Below are 19,016 nucleotides of genomic sequence, written 5' to 3'. Positions count from 1 at the left end.
TGTTTTGGCTAAGCAAACTATAATGGTAAATGAGCTTACCAACGGAGTTTTGGATCCAAATGAACCCATGCTGGGTCCTGTCAGAGACGGAGGCGTAATTATCGCCAATACAGCTCCAGGCTGCTGGGGACCAATGATAACACCAGCTCTAAGGGGTGGGCATGAGGTTACAAAGCCAGTATATGTAGAAGGAGCACAGGTGGGAGATGCAATAGCTGTATATATAAAGTCCGTGGTGGTGACATCATCAGTTGTGGCATCGGGTAATGAATTTACAGTACCTGAAAACTTTGATGGCGACCCCTTTGTTGCGGGAAAATGTCCTCATTGCGGGGCAAAACATCCAGATACTGTGTTGGAGGGAATCGGAGATGCATCAGTAAGATGTGCCCATTGTGGAGCTGAAATCGCACCGTTTAAATTTACCCATGGCTATACGATGGCTTTTGACGAAAAGAAGACCATTGGACTGACCCTTACTAAGGAAAAGGCAGAGGAGATGGCAAAAAATGCTAAGGAGGTAATGGCAATTCCGGATGAATCTATTCAGAATCCCATAGTAACCTTTGCTCCCCATGATATAGTCGGAAATATTTCAAGAATGAGACCCTTTATAGGTCAGTTGGGGACTACTCCTTCTGTGCCCATGCCTGATTCACATAATGCAGGAGACTTCGGAGCATTTCTTATTGGAGCTCCTCATGAGTATGCAATAGATAATGAGACTCTTCAAAAGAGCAAGACCGATGGACATATGGACGTCAATAGGGTAAGACAAGGCGCTGTAGTCATTTGTCCCGTCAAGGTGGATGGCGGAGGAATTTATGTAGGAGATGTTCATGGGATGCAAGGAGATGGTGAAATAGCAGGTCATACCACTGATGTGTCAGCAGTTGTAACCCTTAAGGTAAAGGTATTGAAGGGTTTGAGGCTTGATGGGCCGATTATTCTACCTTTGGAAGAGGACCTGCCACATCTGGGCAAGCCTATAACTGAAGCAGAGAAGAAAAGTGCTCGATCCATGGGTAAAAAACTTGAAATAAGCGAGTTTGAGCAGACCGCTCCAATTTCGTTTGTGGGAACCGGTGAAAACCTAAATCTCGCCATTGACAACGGTTTGGAAAGAGCAGCCTCAGTACTGGGAATGTCAGTTCCGGAAGTTAAAAACAGGACAACAATCAATGGAGGCTTGGAAATCGGAAGATATCCAGGTACTGCAACAATAACATTCCTGGCTCCTGTAAATACTCTCAAGAAGGCCGGGCTTTTCGAAATCGTCAAAGAGCAATACGGTACAGATTGATATTTTAGCATTGTTTCGGGTAGGTTGACAGAACCTATCCGAAATAATTGGGACGGAGGTTTGCAATGAGACTTTTTATTTGCATAGAACTTGAAGAGGAGCAATTGGATGTTGTTGAAAAAGCGAAGGAAAGGTTGAAAATCGAGTCCAGAAAAGGAAGGTTTGTAAAATCTGAACATACACATCTAACACTGGTTTTTATTGGGGAGGTCGAAGATCACAGGCTAGATGATGTTATTCAAGCAATCGAAAAAATAAGTTTCAAGGAATTCCAATTGCATATGTCTGGCCTCGGCTGGTTCCAAAAGAGGTCAGGTAAAATCTACTGGATTGGATTTGAAAGAAACGAAGAACTTCTTAGACTTCAGAAAGATTTACAAGGTGAATTGAAAGATCAAGGTTTTAATCTCGAAAAAAGAGAATACACTCCACATGTAACAATCGGAAGGAATGTTAAGGTTAAGGAAGACTTTAATCCATCAACCTACACAGAGCTTATTCAGGGTAGATGTACAAGAGTCAAAGAGATAGTTTTAAAGAAGTCAGAAAATCAGGATAGAAAAATGATACATACCAGACTGTATTCAAAGTCTGCCAAAAACAAATCCGAGGAGGAGAGAAATTGATTAGGATACATTTTTCAGACAAAAAAGAGGAATACAGGAGAGAAGATTCCAACCCTATGAGAAAGGACTTGATTAGAGGTGTAAGGACTTTTCACAAGGGATTTTCTCAGTATTCCATGACTCCATTACACAAATTGGATAACCTGGCTCAGCATTTTGGAGTAGGGGATATATACGTAAAGGACGAAAGCAAGCGCTTTGGATTGAATGCTTTTAAGGTTTTGGGAGGATCTTATGCAATTGGAAAATACCTTGCTGAAAAGCTTCAGATGGATATTGCTGACCTTGACTTTGAATATCTTAAGTCAAAAGAAGTAAGGGAGAAAATAGGTGAGATAACATTTGTAACAGCTACCGATGGGAATCATGGAAGAGGTGTTGCTTGGGCAGCAAGAGAGCTAGGTCAGAAATGTGTTGTATACATGCCCAAGGGTTCTTCACAGACAAGACTCCAGAATATCAGAAACGAGGGAGCTGAAGCATCAATAATTGACGGAAATTACAACGATGCTGTGAAGCTATCCGATAAAATGGCAAAAGAACACGGCTGGGTAGTTATTCAAGACACAGCCTGGAAAGGATATGAAGTAATTCCAACCTGGATTATGCAAGGATACGGGACGATAATGGATGAGCTGGTTGAGCAGATTGAGGAGAAACCAACCCATGTATTCCTTCAGGCTGGAGTAGGCTCCTTTGCAGGAGCTATGCTGGGATATTTACTGTCATATTACGGAAATGACGGTCCAAGCATTTACATTGTTGAGCCGGATGAGGCCAACTGTCTATATCTTTCATCAATTGAGGGCGAAATAAGAATAGTTGATGGAGATATGGCTACAATTATGGCTGGACTTGCATGTGGAGAACCAAATACTGTAAGTTGGGAGATGCTAAGGGACCATAGTGACGGATTCATTTCCTGTCCTGACTACGTAGCCGCACGAGGAATGAGGATTATGGCTGCTCCATTGGAGGGTGACCATCAGATTGTTTCCGGTGAATCAGGCGCTGTAGGTCTTGGAGTAGTTTCATATTTTATGGAAAGAAATGAATATAAGGAAATAAGAGACAAGATGAACCTGGACAAGGATTCCAAAATACTTATCATAAGCACAGAGGGTGATACTGATCCTGAAAAGTATCGTGAAATAGTGTGGGATGGTACGGAGAGTGAGAATAATGATTGAAAAAGAGGATAAAATTCTGGATATAGTATCGGATTATCCTCAGACTGAGGAAATATTCAAACCCTACGATGAAATAGTTGGGAAATGCGTAATGTGTAACCATCTATTTGAAACAGTCGAAGAGTTTTCAGAGATGTATGATCTAAATATGGAGGAGCTTCTGAAAAATCTAAATAGGAACAAATAGATTGAAAAACCAGAAAAAACATGCCACCCGATTAAACCATCAGGTGGCATTGTCATTTCTATTTATCATCAAGTACCACAGGCAATTGATATCCTGACTTTTCAAAATATTTTTCAAGAAGAATTGCACCGGCGATAATAAAGGGAAGAGATCCAATCAATCTAATAATTGTAAATTTGATTCCCAGCATACTTGCCTCCATAATACTCATGGGTATCATAAATAGGGAAGCAGCGGTTATATAAGTTATGATCGAACTGTATTTTGCACCCTTATGGTACATTGAATTTGCCAGCGGGAATGCAACAAAAGTGCCTCCTACTGTTGTTGAAGCCAGTAAAACTGACCAAAGAAATCTTAAAGGATTATTGTTGTCGCCAAAATGCTTCTCAACTGATTCTCTTTTTGCCCATACATCAAAAAGTCCAATAAGGACAAAGGCCGGGGGTAAAATCAGAACCATATCCTTTGCAAAGACAAGGAAGTTGTTCCATACCCTTATTCCAAGATCAAATTCTGAAAGAAATGAAACAAAGGCCAGCATCAGGAATACACCAAAATAAATATAGTTTCTATCAATCTTCTTCATTAAATAAATACCTCCCCATAGAAAACGCCCATTAAAACGGCTATTAAACCAGCTACAACAAAACTCATGGCATTTCTCAAAATAGTGGCTTTGGATCCAAAATATTTGCTCTCAAGAGGATAGGTTACAATTCCCACAAGCATAAGAGATGTCACAAAACCTGCAACCACCATGTATGGTACACCTCTTTCAACAAGAATTCTTGCAAGAGGATATGCTATGAATCCAGGCATCATCGTTACAGACCCCAATACCAGACTGGATATCAAACCCAGAAATACGTTATCCTGGCTTAGGTAATCGACTATTATGCCCTCTGTCAGCATCAGTACCAATGAGATTATCATAAGTAGCTTAAGATAGGTTGGCAGGGTTTTTGAAAACTTCATCCATCCTTTTTTTAAGCCCATCATGGTTTTTTTTGCATTAAATAGATAAGAAACAAAAAGGGCAGCGGCTGTTACAACATAAAGACTTACCATTTATCAAAACCTCCAGTAATTTATTATTAATACACCACCCCCCCATGCCGGGGGATGGTGTTATTGTATAAAAAAATGATGGCAATGTCAAATAAAATTTAAAGGGCACCTGTTGTAGGTACCCTTTATAGTCTAATATAGCTGCTTTTCTTCATCTTCTTCATATTTTTTAAAGACTTCCATGCACTCGTCTCTGTAGATTTGAATAAGCTGAGGCTTTCCATGATGTTCCTGCCTAGGAAGGATGTCATTTAGAATCTGATCATCAAATCCAACCTTGGCGGCATCCTCCTTGGTAGCACCATAATAAACCTTGTCAATCCTTGCCCAATGAATTGCACCATAGCACATTGGACATGGCTCGCAGGTTGTATAGAGTTCACAGCCTGAAAGGTCAAAATCATCCAATGCTCTGGTCGCTTCCCTGATGGCCACTATTTCTCCATGAGCGGAGGGGTCTTTGGTGCCGATTACATTGTTGTGGCCTCTTCCAATTATAATGCCATCCTTCACTACAACAGCTCCAAAAGGACCACCATGCCTTTTCTCAATGCCTAACAATGCTTCATTTATGGCAGCTTTCATATATTTGTTCATGGACAACATCTCCTTTCATTATCATAATATTTATACCCAGTATTGAACAAGAGAAAATGCCTGGCATATCTACTGTGAATTATATCGATAAAGTGATATACTTTTCCCATAAGAGTATGATGAAATATTATAAAATGAGGTGAAAGAATGAAGCTTAAGGCAGCACTTATTCAGATGGAGGTCGTCGAAGGCAAGGATAAAAACCTTCAGACTGCAGAAAAAATGCTAAGAGGTGCAGCAAAAGAAGGTGCAAGGCTTCTTGTTCTTCCAGAAATGTTTAACGTACCCTATGATAATTCGAGATTCCCGGAATATGCAGAAGAATACCCTGGAAAGACAACAGAATTTCTAAAAGATATGGCCACTGAATTGAATGCTTATATCGCAGGAGGTTCCATACCTGAACAGAGCGAAGACAGCATATACAATACCTCCTATATCTTTTCGCCTGCTGGTGAATTGATTGGAAAGCATAGAAAGGCTCATCTCTTTGATATTGATGTGGAAGGCGGTATAACCTTTAAGGAATCAGATGTGCTTTCACAAGGAAATGAATCAACAATATTTGATATTGATGGAGTGAAAATGGGTCTTATTATCTGCTATGATATAAGATTCCCTGAGTTCACAAGAAAACTGGCACTTCAGGGAGTTCAGGCAGTACTGGTGCCAGCAGCATTCAATATGGTTACAGGACCAGCTCATTGGCATCTTTTGGCTAGAGCCAGAGCACTGGACAACCAGGTATATATGCTTCTATGTTCTCAATCAAGAAATCAGGAAAGCTCATATACTGCATATGGTCATTCTCTAATGGCAGACCCGTGGGGTGACATTGATTCTGAGCTCGATACAGAAGAAGGAATACTTTTTGTAACAATCGATACGGATAAGATAGAAAAGGTAAGAAATGAACTTCCTCTTCTAAAGCACAGAAGAGAAGAGCTCTACTGAATAAAGATATAAGCTAAAACCCTGATGATTCAGGGTTTTATTTTTACTTTAGCACTGTATTGATATTGTGTATTGAGGTAAGAAAAAAAGGGTATATGTGAGAAAAGGAGGGTGGAATATGCTTATGTTCAGAAATATTGTCACAGCATTCCTGATGTGGAATGACCAGATGTTGTTGCTTGAAAGAAGTCAGGATAAGGAAATCGCTCCAGGTGTTTGGTTTGGAGTGGGAGGGCATATGGAGCCCGAGGAAATAAACGATCCTTACAGAGCAGTTTACAGGGAAGTGTTTGAGGAAACAGGAATAGACAGTTCGAAAATACAAAAAATAGAATTGAAGTATATTGTATATAATCGAGTTGATGACAACGAGATTGTTGTAAATCACATTTTCTTTGGAGAGGTCTCTGCACCTTATGTCGTTCCAAATCATGAGGGTGTGCTGCATTGGGTTAAGATGGATTCAGCTCTTGAAAAAATATCACATCCAGTGGTTTTGAAGGTCCTAAATCATTACATTAGAGATAGAAGAAAAGATCTATTACTGGGAGTACTGGACTGGGAAGAGCCATATGTCTGGTGGTATCCTATTTAGAAGGGAGTGGTATGATGTCTTGGGAGTTTCTTGAAGAGGTTAAGACCGATTGGGAAAGATACATTAATACTGGGGAAGTTTCAGATCGTGTGTCACCTGTGATCAAAAACTCCTGGAAAAGATGCAAGCAGGCTGGAGTAGATCCTTATGGTGGTACAGGTAAAAGACTCAATGAAGATGAGTTTTTTGGAGTTATGCACTGCAACCGGGACCTAATTGAAGTAGCCAAACCAATAATGGAAAATCTGAACAGCCTTGTTCTGGGAACAGGGTTTGTTCTTGTGCTTACTGATAAAAATGGTATTATCCTTCACATAACCGGAGAGAAGAGCGTAGAGGAGGATGCAAGGAGACTCAATTTCTGTCCGGGTTCAAGTTGGCAGGAAGACCAAGTGGGAACCAATGCAATCGGTACCTGTCTGATTGAACAAAAACCGATACAGACAATAGGCGCTGAGCATTACTGCATGGGTCATCATCCTTGGACTTGTTCTGCTGCCCCTATAAAAGGTACAGATGGAGAAATGGTTGGAGTTCTGGATATGTCCGGTTATAGTCTAGGAGCACATAAACATACCTTGGGTATTGTTGTTGCAGCAGCATACTCAATTGAGAATCAGCTTTCTCTCAAAAAATCATATGCAATTCTGGATACGACAGTGGAGTCGATTGCTGATGGAATGATTATTGTAAATGATAACTTTGGAATTCACCGTATAAATAAAGCCGGAGACAGGATACTTCGGATAAGGGGTGGTGAACTCGATAAAAGTGATATCAGAGAAATTCTGGGAGATAATATATTCAGGGGTGAAGATGCATTTTCAAAAAGGGTTGATTGGGATTTTACATTCAAGGATAGAAGAATCCCCTGCAATGTTAAAATAACACCAATCGAGATCGAACATGAAAAGAAAGGGATGGCTATACTTTTTAGAGAAATGAAAGATGTTCACCAGACTGTAAACGTAGTTTCCGGCAACAAGGCTAACTATAGCTTTGACTGCATAATTACAGGTAATGAGAATATGCTTAGAGCAATAAAGGAAGCACAGAAATTTGCAAGAACTAGAGGGTGCGTTCTTCTTGAAGGAGAAAGTGGGACAGGAAAGGAATTGTTTGCACATGCCATACATAACCATAGTAGTAGAAGCAACGGTCCATTTGTTGCAATAAATTGTGCATCATTACCCAAGGATCTGGTGGAGAGTGAACTTTTCGGCTATGAAAAAGGTGCATTTACTGGAGCTGTCAGAGAAGGAAAGGTTGGTAAATTTGAGTTGGCAAATGGAGGGACACTCTTTCTTGACGAAATTGGTGAGCTGCCTCTTGACCTTCAGGCTAAACTTTTAAGGGTTTTGGATGATTTTACAGTTACAAGAGTAGGTGGAAAGGTTGCAAAGAAACTTGACGTAAGGATTATTGTGGCAACCAACAGAGATCTTCTGGAAGAGACGAGGAGGAAGACTTTCAGGGAGGACCTGTATTACAGACTTAATGTATTCAATGTAAAAATCCCTCCACTAAGAAAAAGAGGCGAAGATGTAATCCTTCTTGCAGAACATTTTCTGAAAAAGCTTAACCTTGCAAATCGTACGGACAAGAGGATGTCCAGGGAGTTTAGTGGGTGTTTGGGAAGAAACCAATGGAAGGGAAATGTAAGGGAGTTGGAGAATATAATGCACAGAGCATATCATCTCTGTGAAGAGAGTCTTATCACAGAAGAGTTGTTGCCGGAGGATCTTTTTAATGATAAATCTGATGAGAAGGATTATGGGAGCTTAACCATAAAGGAGCAGGAGAAGGAGTTTATAAAGAGAGCTCTTGAAAAATCAAATGGAAATGTAATAGGCGCTGGGGATATGATAGGTCTTAGTAAGTCAGCCATGTATAGAAAATTAAAGGAGTACAGCATAAATCCAAAGCAGTACAAATCATAGAAGAATAACGGGATAATTCCCATAATCGCGAAAAACAGATTCCCGATTATGGGAATTTGTTTTTCTTTGGGATTTTTCCGTGGGCTTGATTTTTTAAATTAACGCATTTGTGTGATTAGGTTTAGTTGGCATGAGAATTGCAATCTTATAGAAATAGTACTTTGTGGCCCATAGGAAAGGAGGGATTAGATAGGGGGGCGTTAATTGGAGGTGAATGGATGAACAGATTTATCATCGAATTTGGAATGGGAGTGGATTTCCACGGACAGGATGTTACCAGAGCTGCTGAAAAAGCAGTACTTGATGCCGTATCAAAAAGCTGTTTGTGTGGCCTTGAGGAGGTTGTCGGAATCAATGACCTAAACAAGGGAGTGGGTGTGAATGTAACCATAGCAGTTGCAAGACCGGCTGAGGTGGACCTGGAAAGAATCAAGAAGTGTCTTCCCGTTGGTCAGAAAACCATCAAAACAATCGAAGGGGGTATGACTGTACCAGGATTGTTTATTCCAGACTTTGGAGACAAGGACAGCAGCATAGAGGCTGCACTGGCATGTGTGGAAGTAGAGATACTATAGCAAGGAGGGATTTTCTTGGATTTGACTAATGAAAAAATCATTGAAATGTACAAAAGTATGAAGCGTATCAGGGAATTTGAAACAAATGCAAGCCGATTGTTTGCTGAGGGTAGCATTCCTGGATTTGTACATCTATATCTGGGTGAAGAGGCTGTCGCTACAGGTGTATGTGCAACGCTGAATGATGATGACTTTATCACCAGTACACACAGAGGTCATGGACATATAATAGCCAAGGGTGGAGACACCAAATACATGATGGCAGAGCTTTTTGGAAAGGAAACCGGATATTGTAAAGGAAAGGGAGGCTCCATGCATATTGCTGATGCAACCAAGGGTATCCTAGGTGCGAACGGTATAGTAGGAGCTGGACAGAACATAGCAGTGGGAGCCGGACTAAGTGCAAAGTATAGAAAATCTGGACAGGTATGTGCATGCTTCTTTGGAGATGGATCTACAAACCAAGGTACATTCCACGAATCTATTAACCTGGCAAGCATCTGGAAGCTTCCTGTTGTATTTGTATGTGAAAACAACCTCTACGGAATTTCAATGTCCCAGGCGCGACACCAGGCAATACAGGATGTAGCTGACAGAGCTGTTGCCTATAACATTCCAGGAATAGTCATAGATGGAAACGATGTATTCGCAGTGTATGAGGCTGTTGTGGAAGCAGTTGCAAGAGCCAGAAGCGGTCAGGGACCAACCCTTATAGAGTGTAAGACATACAGACACAAGGGACATTTCGAGGGAGATCCAACAACATACAGAGCATCTGAAGAAGTTCAGGAATGGATGGCAAAGGATCCTCTACCAAGGGCAGTGGCTTACTTATTGGATAATGACATTGTAACAGAAGAAGAGTTAAAGAAAATTGATGATGAAATTGTCAATGAAATAGCGGATGCCATCAAGTTTGCAGAGGATAGCCCAGTGCCTTCTTTAGAGTCGATAGTTCAGGATATTTATACAGATATCGTAGAGGAGGTAAGATAGATGAAAACCATGAGCATGATGGAAGCCATCAGAGAGGCTATGAATAAGCGAATGAGAGAAGACGAAAACGTATTGCTATTTGGTGAGGATGTTGGAGCGTTTGGGGGTTGTTTTGGCGTTTCAGCAGGGATGTTTGATGAGTTTGGACCGGAAAGAGTAAGAGACACCCCAATATCTGAGGGAGTTATCATCGGAACAGCAGTAGGTGCAGCTGCAACAGGACTTAGACCGATTGCAGAGCTTATGTTTATTGACTTTGCAACAGTTGGTTCGGATCAGCTGGTAAACCAGGCTGCAAAAATGAGATATATGTTTGGTGGGAAAATCAATTTACCAATGGTTGTAAGACTTCCGCTTGGTGCGGGAATAAGTGCAGCAGCTCAGCACTCCCAGTCACTGGAAGCTTGGTTTACACATGTACCTGGTTTAAAGGTAGTTTATCCTTCGACTCCTGCCGACGCTTATGGACTGATGCTTAAATCCATAGATGATGAAAATCCTGTTATATTCCTGGAGCACAAGATCCTTTACGGAGCAAGCGGTGAAGTGGATGAGAATATGGAACCAATTGAATTTGGTATTGCAGATATCAAGAGAGAAGGAAGCGATGTTACAATAGTTGCAACAGGAAAGATGGTACACGAAGCCTTGGCTGCAGCTGAAAAGCTTGCAGAAGAAGGAATCGAAGCCGAGATTCTCGATCCAAGGACATTGTTCCCATTTGATAAGGAAACCATGTTAAAGTCAATTGAGAAGACCAACAAGGTTATAATCGTAACAGAGGAAAACAAGAGAGGAAGCTGTGCAAGTGAAATTGCGGCTGTAATTGCCGAGGATGGTTTTGACTATCTGGATGCGCCAGTTGCAAGACTATGTGCAATGAATACTCCTGTACCATTCTCACCGGTACTTGAGCAGTACTATGTACCAAGTGCAGATGAAATTGTGACAGCTGTCAAGAAGATGTTCTAGAAGGAGGCAACCTGAGTTGCCTCCCCTTCAAGGGGTGAGTAAATGAGTACAATAGGAATTATAGCCAATCCTGCATCTGGAAAGGATATTCGAAGGCTTGTTTCCCATGCAACAGTTGTAGATAACAATGAAAAGGTAAATATTGTAAAGAGAATTATCCTGGCTGCACAAGGAGCAGGTATCACAGAGGTTGTAGTAATGCCCGATACATTCCTTATAGGCTACAAGGCTGGAGAAGAACTCAAGGGTTCAAAGGAGCTGCGTGTTCCAGTGGAAATACTGGAGATGAGAGTGAGAGGGAGTGTCGAGGATACAATTCTAGCCACAAAGCTGATGGAGGAGAAAGGTGTTAATTGCATCATAGCCCTTGGCGGTGATGGAACCAGCAGAGCAGTTGCAAAATCAATAACTGCGACACCATTGATTAGCATATCAACCGGTACCAATAATGTATATCCGGAAATGCTTGAAGGGACAGTTGTGGGAATTGCTGCTGCAGCAATTTCAACAAATGTATGTGATATGGGAGAAACCTGTAGAAGGGACAAGAGAATTGAGATTTACAAGGGCGGAGAAATGATTGACATCGCACTTGTGGATTGCGTAATTTCAAAGCAGACTTATATTGGATCAAAAGCTATCTGGAAGCCAGCAGATATACAGAAGGTAATAGTATCCAGGGCAAATCCTGCATCCATAGGATTTTCAACAATTGTAGGTGTAAAAAAGCTTGTGAATGAAGAAGATGACTTCGGTGCATCAATAAATGTAAATATAGGCGATAATCAACTGGTGGCTCCAATAGCTGCCGGAACAATGAAAGCGATTAGAGTGGATGAGCCAATAATACATCCTTTGGGTGAATTATTTTCGTGGACCATGGAATACAAGGGAATAATGGCACTTGACGGGGAAAGGGAGATTCCTTTCAAAAAAGGAGATACCTTCCAATTCAAAATAACAAGAGACGGACCCTACAGGGTCAATATAAAAAGAACAATTATGTCAGCCCAAAAAAATGGGTTCTTTAACCGGTAACATCGGAGGAGGAGGTAAAATGGCTAAAAAGATAGTAATGCCCAAGCTGGGTCTTACAATGAAGGAGGGAAAGCTTGCCAAGTGGTACAAGGCAGAGGGAGACCCCATAAAGATTGGGGATAAATTATTCAGTATTGAAACAGACAAGATAACAAATGATTCAGAAGCAACTGAAGAAGGAGTTCTAAGAAAAATAATAGTTCATGAAGGAAATACGGTTCCAATTATGGAACCTGTTGGTATTGTTGCAGGAGCTGACGAGGATATCTCTTCGTTGCTTGCTGATGTACCTGAAGCTTCGTCAGAAAAATCAGAAACTAAGGATGATAAAATTCAGAAGGAAACTGAGCCAGAGAAGAGGATCCAGAGAACCGGAAAAATCAAAGTTTCTCCTGTTGCCAGAAAGCTGGCTGAGGAGGAGGGTATTGATGTTGAGACTATAGAAGGAACAGGTCCTGGAGGCAGGATTGTACTTGATGATGTAAAGAATGCAGTGGAAAACAAGGATAAAATCAAGGCAAGCCCAACAGCAGAGAAGGTTGCTAAAGATCTGGGGGTGGATGCTTCCAAGATAGCAAGTGAAAAGAGAGTAATGAAGGATGATGTACTTAGAGCTGACAAAGAAGCTCAGTATGCATCATTGGCACAACCTGAGGACAGAAGGATTCCTCTGACGACTATGAGAAAGATCATCGGAGAAAGGATGAGTGAGAGCACTCATACAGCACCGACAGTGAACTTTACCATATCCGTTGACATGACAAATTTGAAGTCATTAAGGGAAGAGCTTAAAGTGGAGAAAAGCATAACCTACACAGATCTTATTGTAAAAGTGACATCATTGTTGCTCCTTGAGCATCCATATTTGAACTCTTCGCTTGATGGAGAAGAAATTGTGCTTAGAAACTATGTCAATATGGGAGTGGCAGTAGCACTTGAGGATGGACTCCTGGTTCCGGTTGTAAAGAACGCCCATGTTAAGAAGTTAGGAGAAATTTCAGATGAAATAAAGGACCTGTCATACAGGGCAAAAACCAATCAGCTTACAACTGATGAAATAGAGGGAGGAACCTTTACAGTTACCAATATCGGAATGTTTGGTATAGAAAGCTTTACACCTATTATAAATCAGCCTGAATCTGCAATACTTGGTGTAAATGCAATTGTTGAGACTCCTGTAGTAGTGGGGGGCTGTGTATGTACAAGACCGCTTATGAAGCTGTCGCTTACTGCCGATCATAGAACAGTTGACGGGGCAGTTGCAGCAATGTTCCTGGCGAGACTCAAGGAAGTACTGGAGCATCCGCTGAGAATGCTGCTTTAGGGGGGATACTATGAAGATTGTAATAATCGGTGGAGGCCCAGGAGGTTATGTAGCCGCAGTAAAGGCTGCACAGATGGGAGCACAGGTAGTTGTTGTTGAGAAGGAGTATATCGGTGGAACATGTCTTAATACCGGCTGTATTCCAACAAAGGTACTTCTTCATTCAACTGATATTTATCATAAATTGAAAAATGAGGCTGGTTCTCTTGGATTGGAGCTGGATAATCTTGAAGTAAACTGGAATGAGCTCCAGACAAGAAAAGAGCTGGTTGCAACACAGCTTGTGGAGGGTGTAAAGAACCTTCTTAGAACAGGAAATATTGAAGTGATAGAAGGTATTGCAAGATTCACTTCAAAGAAAAGCATTGAAGTTGCATTAAATGATGGTGGAACTAAAAGGGTTTCCTTTGACCGCGCCATTGTAGCGACAGGAGCAAAGCCAATAATTATACCGGTTCCGGGGCACGACCTGGAAGGTGTGATTACAAGCAGAGAAGCAATGAGTCTTGCGGAAATACCAGAGAGTCTTTGCATAATAGGTGGAGGAGTAATAGGTATGGAATTTGCAAACATCTATTCCAACCTTGGATGCAAAGTTACAATAGTGGAAATGCTACCAGATCTGGTTGCAAATATGGATCAGGAAATAGTTGAAAGTCTTGAAGAGGCGCTTGTGGATAATGGAGTACAAATCCATAAATCGTCCAAAGTCCTAAAAATTGAGATGGCTGATGGTGGCCTTCAGGTTACAGCTCAGAAGGGAAATGAAACCTTTAAGCTTGTTGCTGATAAGGTACTTATGGCAACGGGAAGAAAGCCAGCTGGGGATGATCTGGGACTTCAGGAGATTGGAGCGAAAGTCGAAAGAGGAGCTATTCAGGTTGACAAGCTATTTAAAACAGATGTTGATAATATCTATGCAATAGGAGATTGTACAGGGGGAGTTCAGCTTGCACATGTGGCATCGGCCTCTGGCCTGATGGTTGCAGAGTTGATAATGGGTAAGAGAATGGCGATGGATTTCAGAACCATTCCATATTGTGTATATACAAAGCCTGAACTTGCATCGGTCGGTATGACTGAAAAGGAAGCTCTTGATAAAGGCTACCGTATAAAAGTAGGAAGATTCCCCATGTATGGAAACGGGAAAGCTGTTATTTCAGGTGATGTAAGGGGACTTGTAAAGATTCTGGCAGATGAAAAAACCGGTGAGGTCCTTGGGATTCATATTGCCGGAAATAGCGCAACTGAGCTGATTTCTGCCGGTGCTGTTGCAATCAGGCTTGAAGCCACTGTAGATGAGCTTCTTACTACTATCTATGCTCATCCAACTGTAGGGGAGTCAATTCATGAGGCAGCTGAAGGTGTATTTGGTAAGGCAGTACATCTGCCAGGTTAAAGAATAATTCACAATTCATACCCTCTCGATGAATTTCAAAAAAATAAAATTTTTAGAAATTCTATCGCCGGGCACATGCATTTCTCTATTTACAGTTAACAAGATTTTATTTGATATTAGCCAGAACATCGAAGTATTGTTGTTCTGGTTTTTTTCATTGTGAATTCTGATTTGTGCATTGTGAATTGAATCTTCATGGTATAATATACTCAAATGAAAACTGGGGAGGTATTCATATGAGCAATTTCAATAAAGGACCAGATCCAAGATTCAAATTTGTAATAATTTTTGCCGCTATTGGAGTGTTTTTCCTTCTGGCATCTATATTGGTAAACATTTTCAGCTAATCATTTGATAAATCTGCAACATCGTAGTCCAGGAGCTTTGAAAGGTCGGTTACAGGTAACTGCAGCTGAAGACCGATTTTACCTGCATTGAAAGTAATCTTATCCAGCAGGATAATGGTTTCATCGAATATTGTCGGGTATTGCTTTTTCATTCCCAAGGGTGAGCATCCGCCTTTAACATAGCCTGTTGCAGAAAGGATTTCCTTAACAGGCAGCATTTGTATTGACTTTTCACCGCTGGCTTTGGCAGCTTTTTTCAAGTCCAGTTCTTGGGATACAGGGATTACAAATACATAAATATCGCTGCTTTTACCCCTGGTGACCAGAGTTTTGAAAATTTCATCTTCAGGAATATTTAACTTTTTTGCAACGGATTTTCCGTCAATATTATCATCATGGGTATCATATGGTATTAAAATATATTCCACTGATTTATTGTCACATAACCTTGCAGCATTTGTTTTATCAGACATTGTTATCAACTCCTTAGATATATAATAATACAAATTTAAAAAATCAGCAAAGTCAAGATAGATTGGAGGAGATACGCATGATACAGTGCAGCGTATCGGGACTTAAGAAGTACTACGGAGCAGAGATGGTTTTCGAAAACATTTCATTTGAACTTCACTCTAGTGAAAGAGTGGGATTAATTGGACAGAACGGTTGTGGAAAGACTACTTTGATGAAAATCCTAATGGGAGAGGAAAATTACCAGGAGGGTTCTCTTACATTTGGAAAAGGCGTAACTCTTGGATATCTCCATCAGATTTTTACTTTTCAGGAAGATACTACGGTTAAAGAGGTTCTTGAACAGGCCTTTGAGGAAGTTTGGAAGCTTAAGGAAGAGCTCCGCAATGTTGAACTTAAGATGAAGGAGCTTTCGGGAAGAGAACTTGAAAAATCGATTACGAGATACTCATCTTTGGTCGAAAAATATGAGTTGAACGATGGATATGATGTTGAAGTAAATATTGATAAGGTTTGTCAGGGGCTTAGAATACCTGAGGATTTTATGGATAAGCCCTTTCAGCAGTTAAGTGGAGGTGAAAGAACCAGGGTTCTTCTGGCAAGACTCCTATTGCAGAAGCCTGATGTACTTCTTCTTGATGAGCCAACCAATCACCTGGATATGGATTCAGTGGAATGGCTTGAGGATTTCCTAATTGAATACAATGGAACAGTTTTAATGGTTTCCCATGACAGGGTGTTTCTTGACCGTGTAGTAAATCGAATAATTGAGCTGGAATCCAGCAGGGCCAGCATATACAATGGGAACTATTCCTATTATGTGGAAGAGAAGGAAAGACGTTTCCAGATTGAATACAGGGAGTACCTAAATAATCAGCGAAAAATTGACATGATGGAAAAGCAAATCGAAAGGTATCGCATATGGGGTGCCATGAGAGATAGCGAAAAGATGTATAAAAGGGCAAAAGAGCTTGAAAAGAGACTGGACAAACTCGAGGTTGTAGATAAACCTCTGGAGGATGCAAAGAAGATTCGTTTGGGGAGTTCAAGTGCTCGAAGAACAGGTAAGATAGTACTGGATGTAGAACAACTTTCAAAGTCTTTTTCTGAAAAAAAGTTATTCAAGGACCTTTCCTTTACACTGTTTTACCAGGACAGATTGTGTATTATGGGAGTCAATGGCTCTGGGAAAAGCACCCTGCTCAATATAATTCTTGGTGAACTATCACAGGATAGCGGGAAGATTAGATATGGATCAAATGTAAATATCGGGTTTCTGCCTCAGAACATAACCTTCCACAACGAAGATGTTACGATTCTTGAATATTTTACAAGAACCCATGGTATTACAGAGCAGGAAGCAAGGAATGAATTGGCAAGACTTTTATTTGTAAGGGATGATGTCTTTAGAAAGATAAAGGTATTGTCAGGAGGAGAGAAGTCTAGACTAAAACTGTGCTCCTTATTGTACACCAAGGTAAATCTATTGATTTTGGATGAACCAACCAATCATTTGGATATAGATACCAGGGAGGTGCTTGAAAACACCCTGCTTGACTACGAGGGAACAATCTTGTTTGTATCCCATGACAGATATTTCGTTGAAAAGGTTGCAAAGAGTATAATTGTATTGGAAGAAGAAGGGTATAAGATCTATCCATTTGGATATGATGATTATATGGAGAAAAGAGCAAAAAGGAAACAAGAGGAAAAACAAAAAGATACATCCGGAAATAGAATTTCAGACAAGAAGAAAAAGCCATCCAGAAAGCCAGACCATGCTCAGAAAATCGAGAGACTTGAAATGGAAATCAAGGAGAAAGAATCTCGACTCCTGGAGGTTTCAAAGCAGATGGAGCATAATAATGACAATCCAGATGAACTTATGGAGCTTTATAGAATCAAGGAAGAGCTGGAAGAACAGATAATATTGGTAATGGAAGAATGGGAGAGCCTACAGGAGGCTCAAGGGAGGTAAAGATGAAATTTACAACGATACTCCATTCAGTTGATGAAATGATTGGAACGATTACCTTAAACAGACCGGAAGCCAACAATACCTTCAATATTCCAATGGCAGAGGAACTAAACAATGCACTGAGATTGATGGATGAAGATTCAAATGTCAATGTTGTTGTCATCAATGCCAATGGAAGAAATTTTTGTACAGGGATAGATGTCAATTATGTGGATGGAAAGGATATGGATGAATACCTGAAGTGGGTAAGACTTATGGAACAGATGAATATGACAATTGCAAAAATGAAAAAACCAGTTATTGCATCGGTTCACAAAATAGCAGTTGCAAATGGCATTGGTCTCGTGGCAGCTTGCGATCTTGCAATAGCAGCAGACAACGCAATGTTTGGAGCCACTGCAATCAATGTTGGATTATTCTGCATGGGGCCTGCAGTTCCACTTTACAAAAGCCTAGGTAGAAAAAAGACTCTTGAACTGATTATGACAGGGGATATCATTGATGCGGAGGAAGCACTGAGAATAGGCCTTGTAAACAAGATTGTGCCGGCAGAAAACCTTCAAGCAGAGACGAGGAAATATGCTGCCAAACTGGCAGGAAAAAGCCCCCTGGCTTTGCAGCTGGGGAAGCAATCCTTCTATCAGATGGAAGACATGAAATTTGAAGATGCCCTTGATCTTACCAATTATCATTTTGCAACCCTTTGCACCACTGAAGAGGGGCAGGAGGGAGTAAGGGCCTTTCTTGAGAAAAGAAAACCAGAATTCAGAAAAGACTAGTTCTCGAATCAGCAGTCAAATCCTTTTCTAGAAAGCACACCTTGGGAGTAGTAATGCTTTATTTCAGTCATGTCTGTAACTAGATCTGCAATATTGATAAGTCCCTCTGAAGCATATCTTCCTGTAAGAACAACTTCAACATCTGGGGACTTGTTCTTGACCGCTTCAATGACCTTAGCCTCATCAAGAAGACCGAGATAGATTGCAATGATTACTTCGTCCAGAATAACAAGGTCATACTCGCTGCTTTTAAGGATGTCTGAACATTTAGCGAGTGATTCCATAGCCTTGTCGATATCTATCTGCTCTGGTTTGGAATAGATATAGCAACCATTGCCCAGCTGTTCTATTTCAATTGAGGGAATATATTCTGAAATAGCTGTTTCGCTATATTTCATATCCTTGACGAATTGACCGATATATACTTTTTTCCCTGCCAGTGCTGCCCTGATGGCCAAACCGAATGCAGCAGTGGTTTTTCCCTTTCCGTTACCTGTGTATATATGAATTAATCCTTTTTCCATTGGTATGCCTCCTTGGTTGGTAATTTTTTATACTTGTTTGAGCTACATATACCCTTATTGGTGGGATTTTCACGTTAGTGTAAAATAACTGTAGGAAAAATAAATGAGAATAGAGCTCCGTATGGTATGATTAATTTTGAGGAAAAAACC

Annotated in this window: 20 protein-coding genes; 15 read left to right on the top strand and 5 right to left on the bottom strand. The window is 40.7% G+C overall.

Going from position 1 to position 19,016, the window contains the following annotated elements; all coding sequences use genetic code 11:
- Positions 1 to 4 precede the first annotated feature (4 nt).
- From ACOEN1_RS01685 to ACOEN1_RS01670, 4 genes are all read left to right on the top strand, one after another.
- Positions 5 to 1,303 (top strand): acetamidase/formamidase family protein, encoded by a 1,299-nt coding sequence (locus ACOEN1_RS01685; protein ID WP_422484678.1) that lies wholly within the window; start codon positions 5 to 7, stop codon positions 1,301 to 1,303.
- Between the two features lie 65 nt (positions 1,304 to 1,368).
- Positions 1,369 to 1,929: an RNA 2',3'-cyclic phosphodiesterase gene (gene thpR / locus ACOEN1_RS01680; RefSeq protein WP_422484677.1), complete on the top strand. Its 561-nt coding sequence runs from the start codon at positions 1,369 to 1,371 to the stop codon at positions 1,927 to 1,929.
- Positions 1,926 to 3,119 (top strand): diaminopropionate ammonia-lyase, encoded by a 1,194-nt coding sequence (gene dpaL / locus ACOEN1_RS01675; protein WP_422484676.1) that lies wholly within the window; start codon positions 1,926 to 1,928, stop codon positions 3,117 to 3,119. Before thpR ends, dpaL begins: the two co-directional genes overlap by 4 nt.
- On the top strand, positions 3,112 to 3,306 hold the full coding sequence (locus ACOEN1_RS01670; RefSeq protein ID WP_422484675.1) for a hypothetical protein: 195 nt from the start codon (positions 3,112 to 3,114) through the stop codon (positions 3,304 to 3,306). Before dpaL ends, ACOEN1_RS01670 begins: the two co-directional genes overlap by 8 nt.
- Before the next feature lie 58 nt (positions 3,307 to 3,364).
- On the opposite strand, the gene ACOEN1_RS01665 is transcribed toward ACOEN1_RS01670, so the two are convergent.
- The 3 genes from ACOEN1_RS01665 to ACOEN1_RS01655 form a co-directional block, all read right to left on the bottom strand.
- Positions 3,365 to 3,895, bottom strand: coding sequence for a permease (locus ACOEN1_RS01665; protein ID WP_422484674.1), 531 nt, complete (start codon positions 3,893 to 3,895; stop codon positions 3,365 to 3,367).
- On the bottom strand, positions 3,895 to 4,377 hold the full coding sequence (locus ACOEN1_RS01660; protein ID WP_422484673.1) for a hypothetical protein: 483 nt from the start codon (positions 4,375 to 4,377) through the stop codon (positions 3,895 to 3,897). Before ACOEN1_RS01660 ends, ACOEN1_RS01665 begins: the two co-directional genes overlap by 1 nt.
- 132 nt (positions 4,378 to 4,509) lie before the next feature.
- Positions 4,510 to 4,974: a nucleoside deaminase gene (locus tag ACOEN1_RS01655; protein ID WP_422484672.1), complete on the bottom strand. Its 465-nt coding sequence runs from the start codon at positions 4,972 to 4,974 to the stop codon at positions 4,510 to 4,512.
- Positions 4,975 to 5,121: 147 nt separating this feature from the next.
- On the opposite strand from ACOEN1_RS01655, the gene ACOEN1_RS01650 reads away from it, so the two are divergent.
- The 9 genes from ACOEN1_RS01650 (at position 5,122) to lpdA (ending at position 14,767) form a co-directional block, all read left to right on the top strand.
- Positions 5,122 to 5,928, top strand: a complete 807-nt coding sequence (locus ACOEN1_RS01650; RefSeq protein WP_422484671.1) for a carbon-nitrogen hydrolase family protein — start codon at positions 5,122 to 5,124, stop codon at positions 5,926 to 5,928.
- A gap of 118 nt (positions 5,929 to 6,046) precedes the next feature.
- A complete protein-coding gene (locus tag ACOEN1_RS01645; RefSeq protein ID WP_422484670.1) occupies positions 6,047 to 6,523 on the top strand; it encodes an NUDIX domain-containing protein in 477 nt (158 codons plus the stop codon).
- 11 nt (positions 6,524 to 6,534) lie between these two features.
- Positions 6,535 to 8,463: a sigma-54-dependent Fis family transcriptional regulator gene (locus ACOEN1_RS01640; RefSeq protein ID WP_422484669.1), complete on the top strand. Its 1,929-nt coding sequence runs from the start codon at positions 6,535 to 6,537 to the stop codon at positions 8,461 to 8,463.
- Positions 8,464 to 8,681: 218 nt separating this feature from the next.
- Complete coding sequence (locus ACOEN1_RS01635; RefSeq protein WP_422484668.1) at positions 8,682 to 9,038, top strand: Lin0512 family protein; 357 nt, start codon at positions 8,682 to 8,684, stop codon at positions 9,036 to 9,038.
- Positions 9,039 to 9,053: 15 nt separating this feature from the next.
- Positions 9,054 to 10,034, top strand: coding sequence for a pyruvate dehydrogenase (acetyl-transferring) E1 component subunit alpha (pdhA, locus tag ACOEN1_RS01630; protein ID WP_422484667.1), 981 nt, complete (start codon positions 9,054 to 9,056; stop codon positions 10,032 to 10,034).
- A complete protein-coding gene (locus ACOEN1_RS01625) occupies positions 10,035 to 11,006 on the top strand; it encodes an alpha-ketoacid dehydrogenase subunit beta (RefSeq protein WP_422484666.1) in 972 nt (323 codons plus the stop codon).
- 42 nt (positions 11,007 to 11,048) lie between these two features.
- Positions 11,049 to 12,044 carry an ATP-NAD kinase family protein gene (locus tag ACOEN1_RS01620; RefSeq protein ID WP_422484665.1) on the top strand — a complete coding sequence of 332 codons (996 nt, stop codon included), beginning with the start codon at positions 11,049 to 11,051 and terminating at the stop codon, positions 12,042 to 12,044.
- A 19-nt stretch (positions 12,045 to 12,063) separates the two neighbouring features.
- Positions 12,064 to 13,368 carry a dihydrolipoamide acetyltransferase family protein gene (locus tag ACOEN1_RS01615; protein WP_422484664.1) on the top strand — a complete coding sequence of 435 codons (1,305 nt, stop codon included), beginning with the start codon at positions 12,064 to 12,066 and terminating at the stop codon, positions 13,366 to 13,368.
- 10 nt (positions 13,369 to 13,378) lie between these two features.
- A complete protein-coding gene (gene lpdA / locus ACOEN1_RS01610) occupies positions 13,379 to 14,767 on the top strand; it encodes a dihydrolipoyl dehydrogenase (protein WP_422484663.1) in 1,389 nt (462 codons plus the stop codon).
- Positions 14,768 to 15,110: 343 nt separating this feature from the next.
- Here the strand turns inward: lpdA and ybaK are convergent, their stop codons facing one another.
- Complete coding sequence (gene ybaK, locus ACOEN1_RS01605) at positions 15,111 to 15,587, bottom strand: Cys-tRNA(Pro) deacylase (RefSeq protein WP_422484662.1); 477 nt, start codon at positions 15,585 to 15,587, stop codon at positions 15,111 to 15,113.
- Positions 15,588 to 15,664: 77 nt separating this feature from the next.
- On the opposite strand from ybaK, the gene abc-f reads away from it, so the two are divergent.
- Together abc-f and ACOEN1_RS01595 are read left to right on the top strand one after the other, a co-directional pair.
- The gene (abc-f, locus tag ACOEN1_RS01600; protein ID WP_422484661.1) at positions 15,665 to 17,563 is read left to right on the top strand and encodes a ribosomal protection-like ABC-F family protein; all 1,899 of its coding nucleotides are present in this window, start codon (positions 15,665 to 15,667) and stop codon (positions 17,561 to 17,563) included.
- 2 nt (positions 17,564 to 17,565) lie between these two features.
- Positions 17,566 to 18,342 (top strand): enoyl-CoA hydratase/isomerase family protein, encoded by a 777-nt coding sequence (locus ACOEN1_RS01595; protein WP_422484660.1) that lies wholly within the window; start codon positions 17,566 to 17,568, stop codon positions 18,340 to 18,342.
- An 8-nt stretch (positions 18,343 to 18,350) separates the two neighbouring features.
- Here the strand turns inward: ACOEN1_RS01595 and ACOEN1_RS01590 are convergent, their stop codons facing one another.
- Complete coding sequence (locus ACOEN1_RS01590; RefSeq protein WP_422484659.1) at positions 18,351 to 18,866, bottom strand: cob(I)yrinic acid a,c-diamide adenosyltransferase; 516 nt, start codon at positions 18,864 to 18,866, stop codon at positions 18,351 to 18,353.
- Positions 18,867 to 19,016: the final 150 nt, after the last annotated feature.

The sequence above is a fragment of the Gudongella sp. DL1XJH-153 genome (assembly GCF_049310905.1).
In the GTDB taxonomy this organism is placed as follows: domain Bacteria; phylum Bacillota; class Clostridia; order Tissierellales; family Tissierellaceae; genus Gudongella.
Note: the sequence above shows the minus strand (reverse complement) of the source record. Positions and strands in the feature narration are given on the sequence as shown.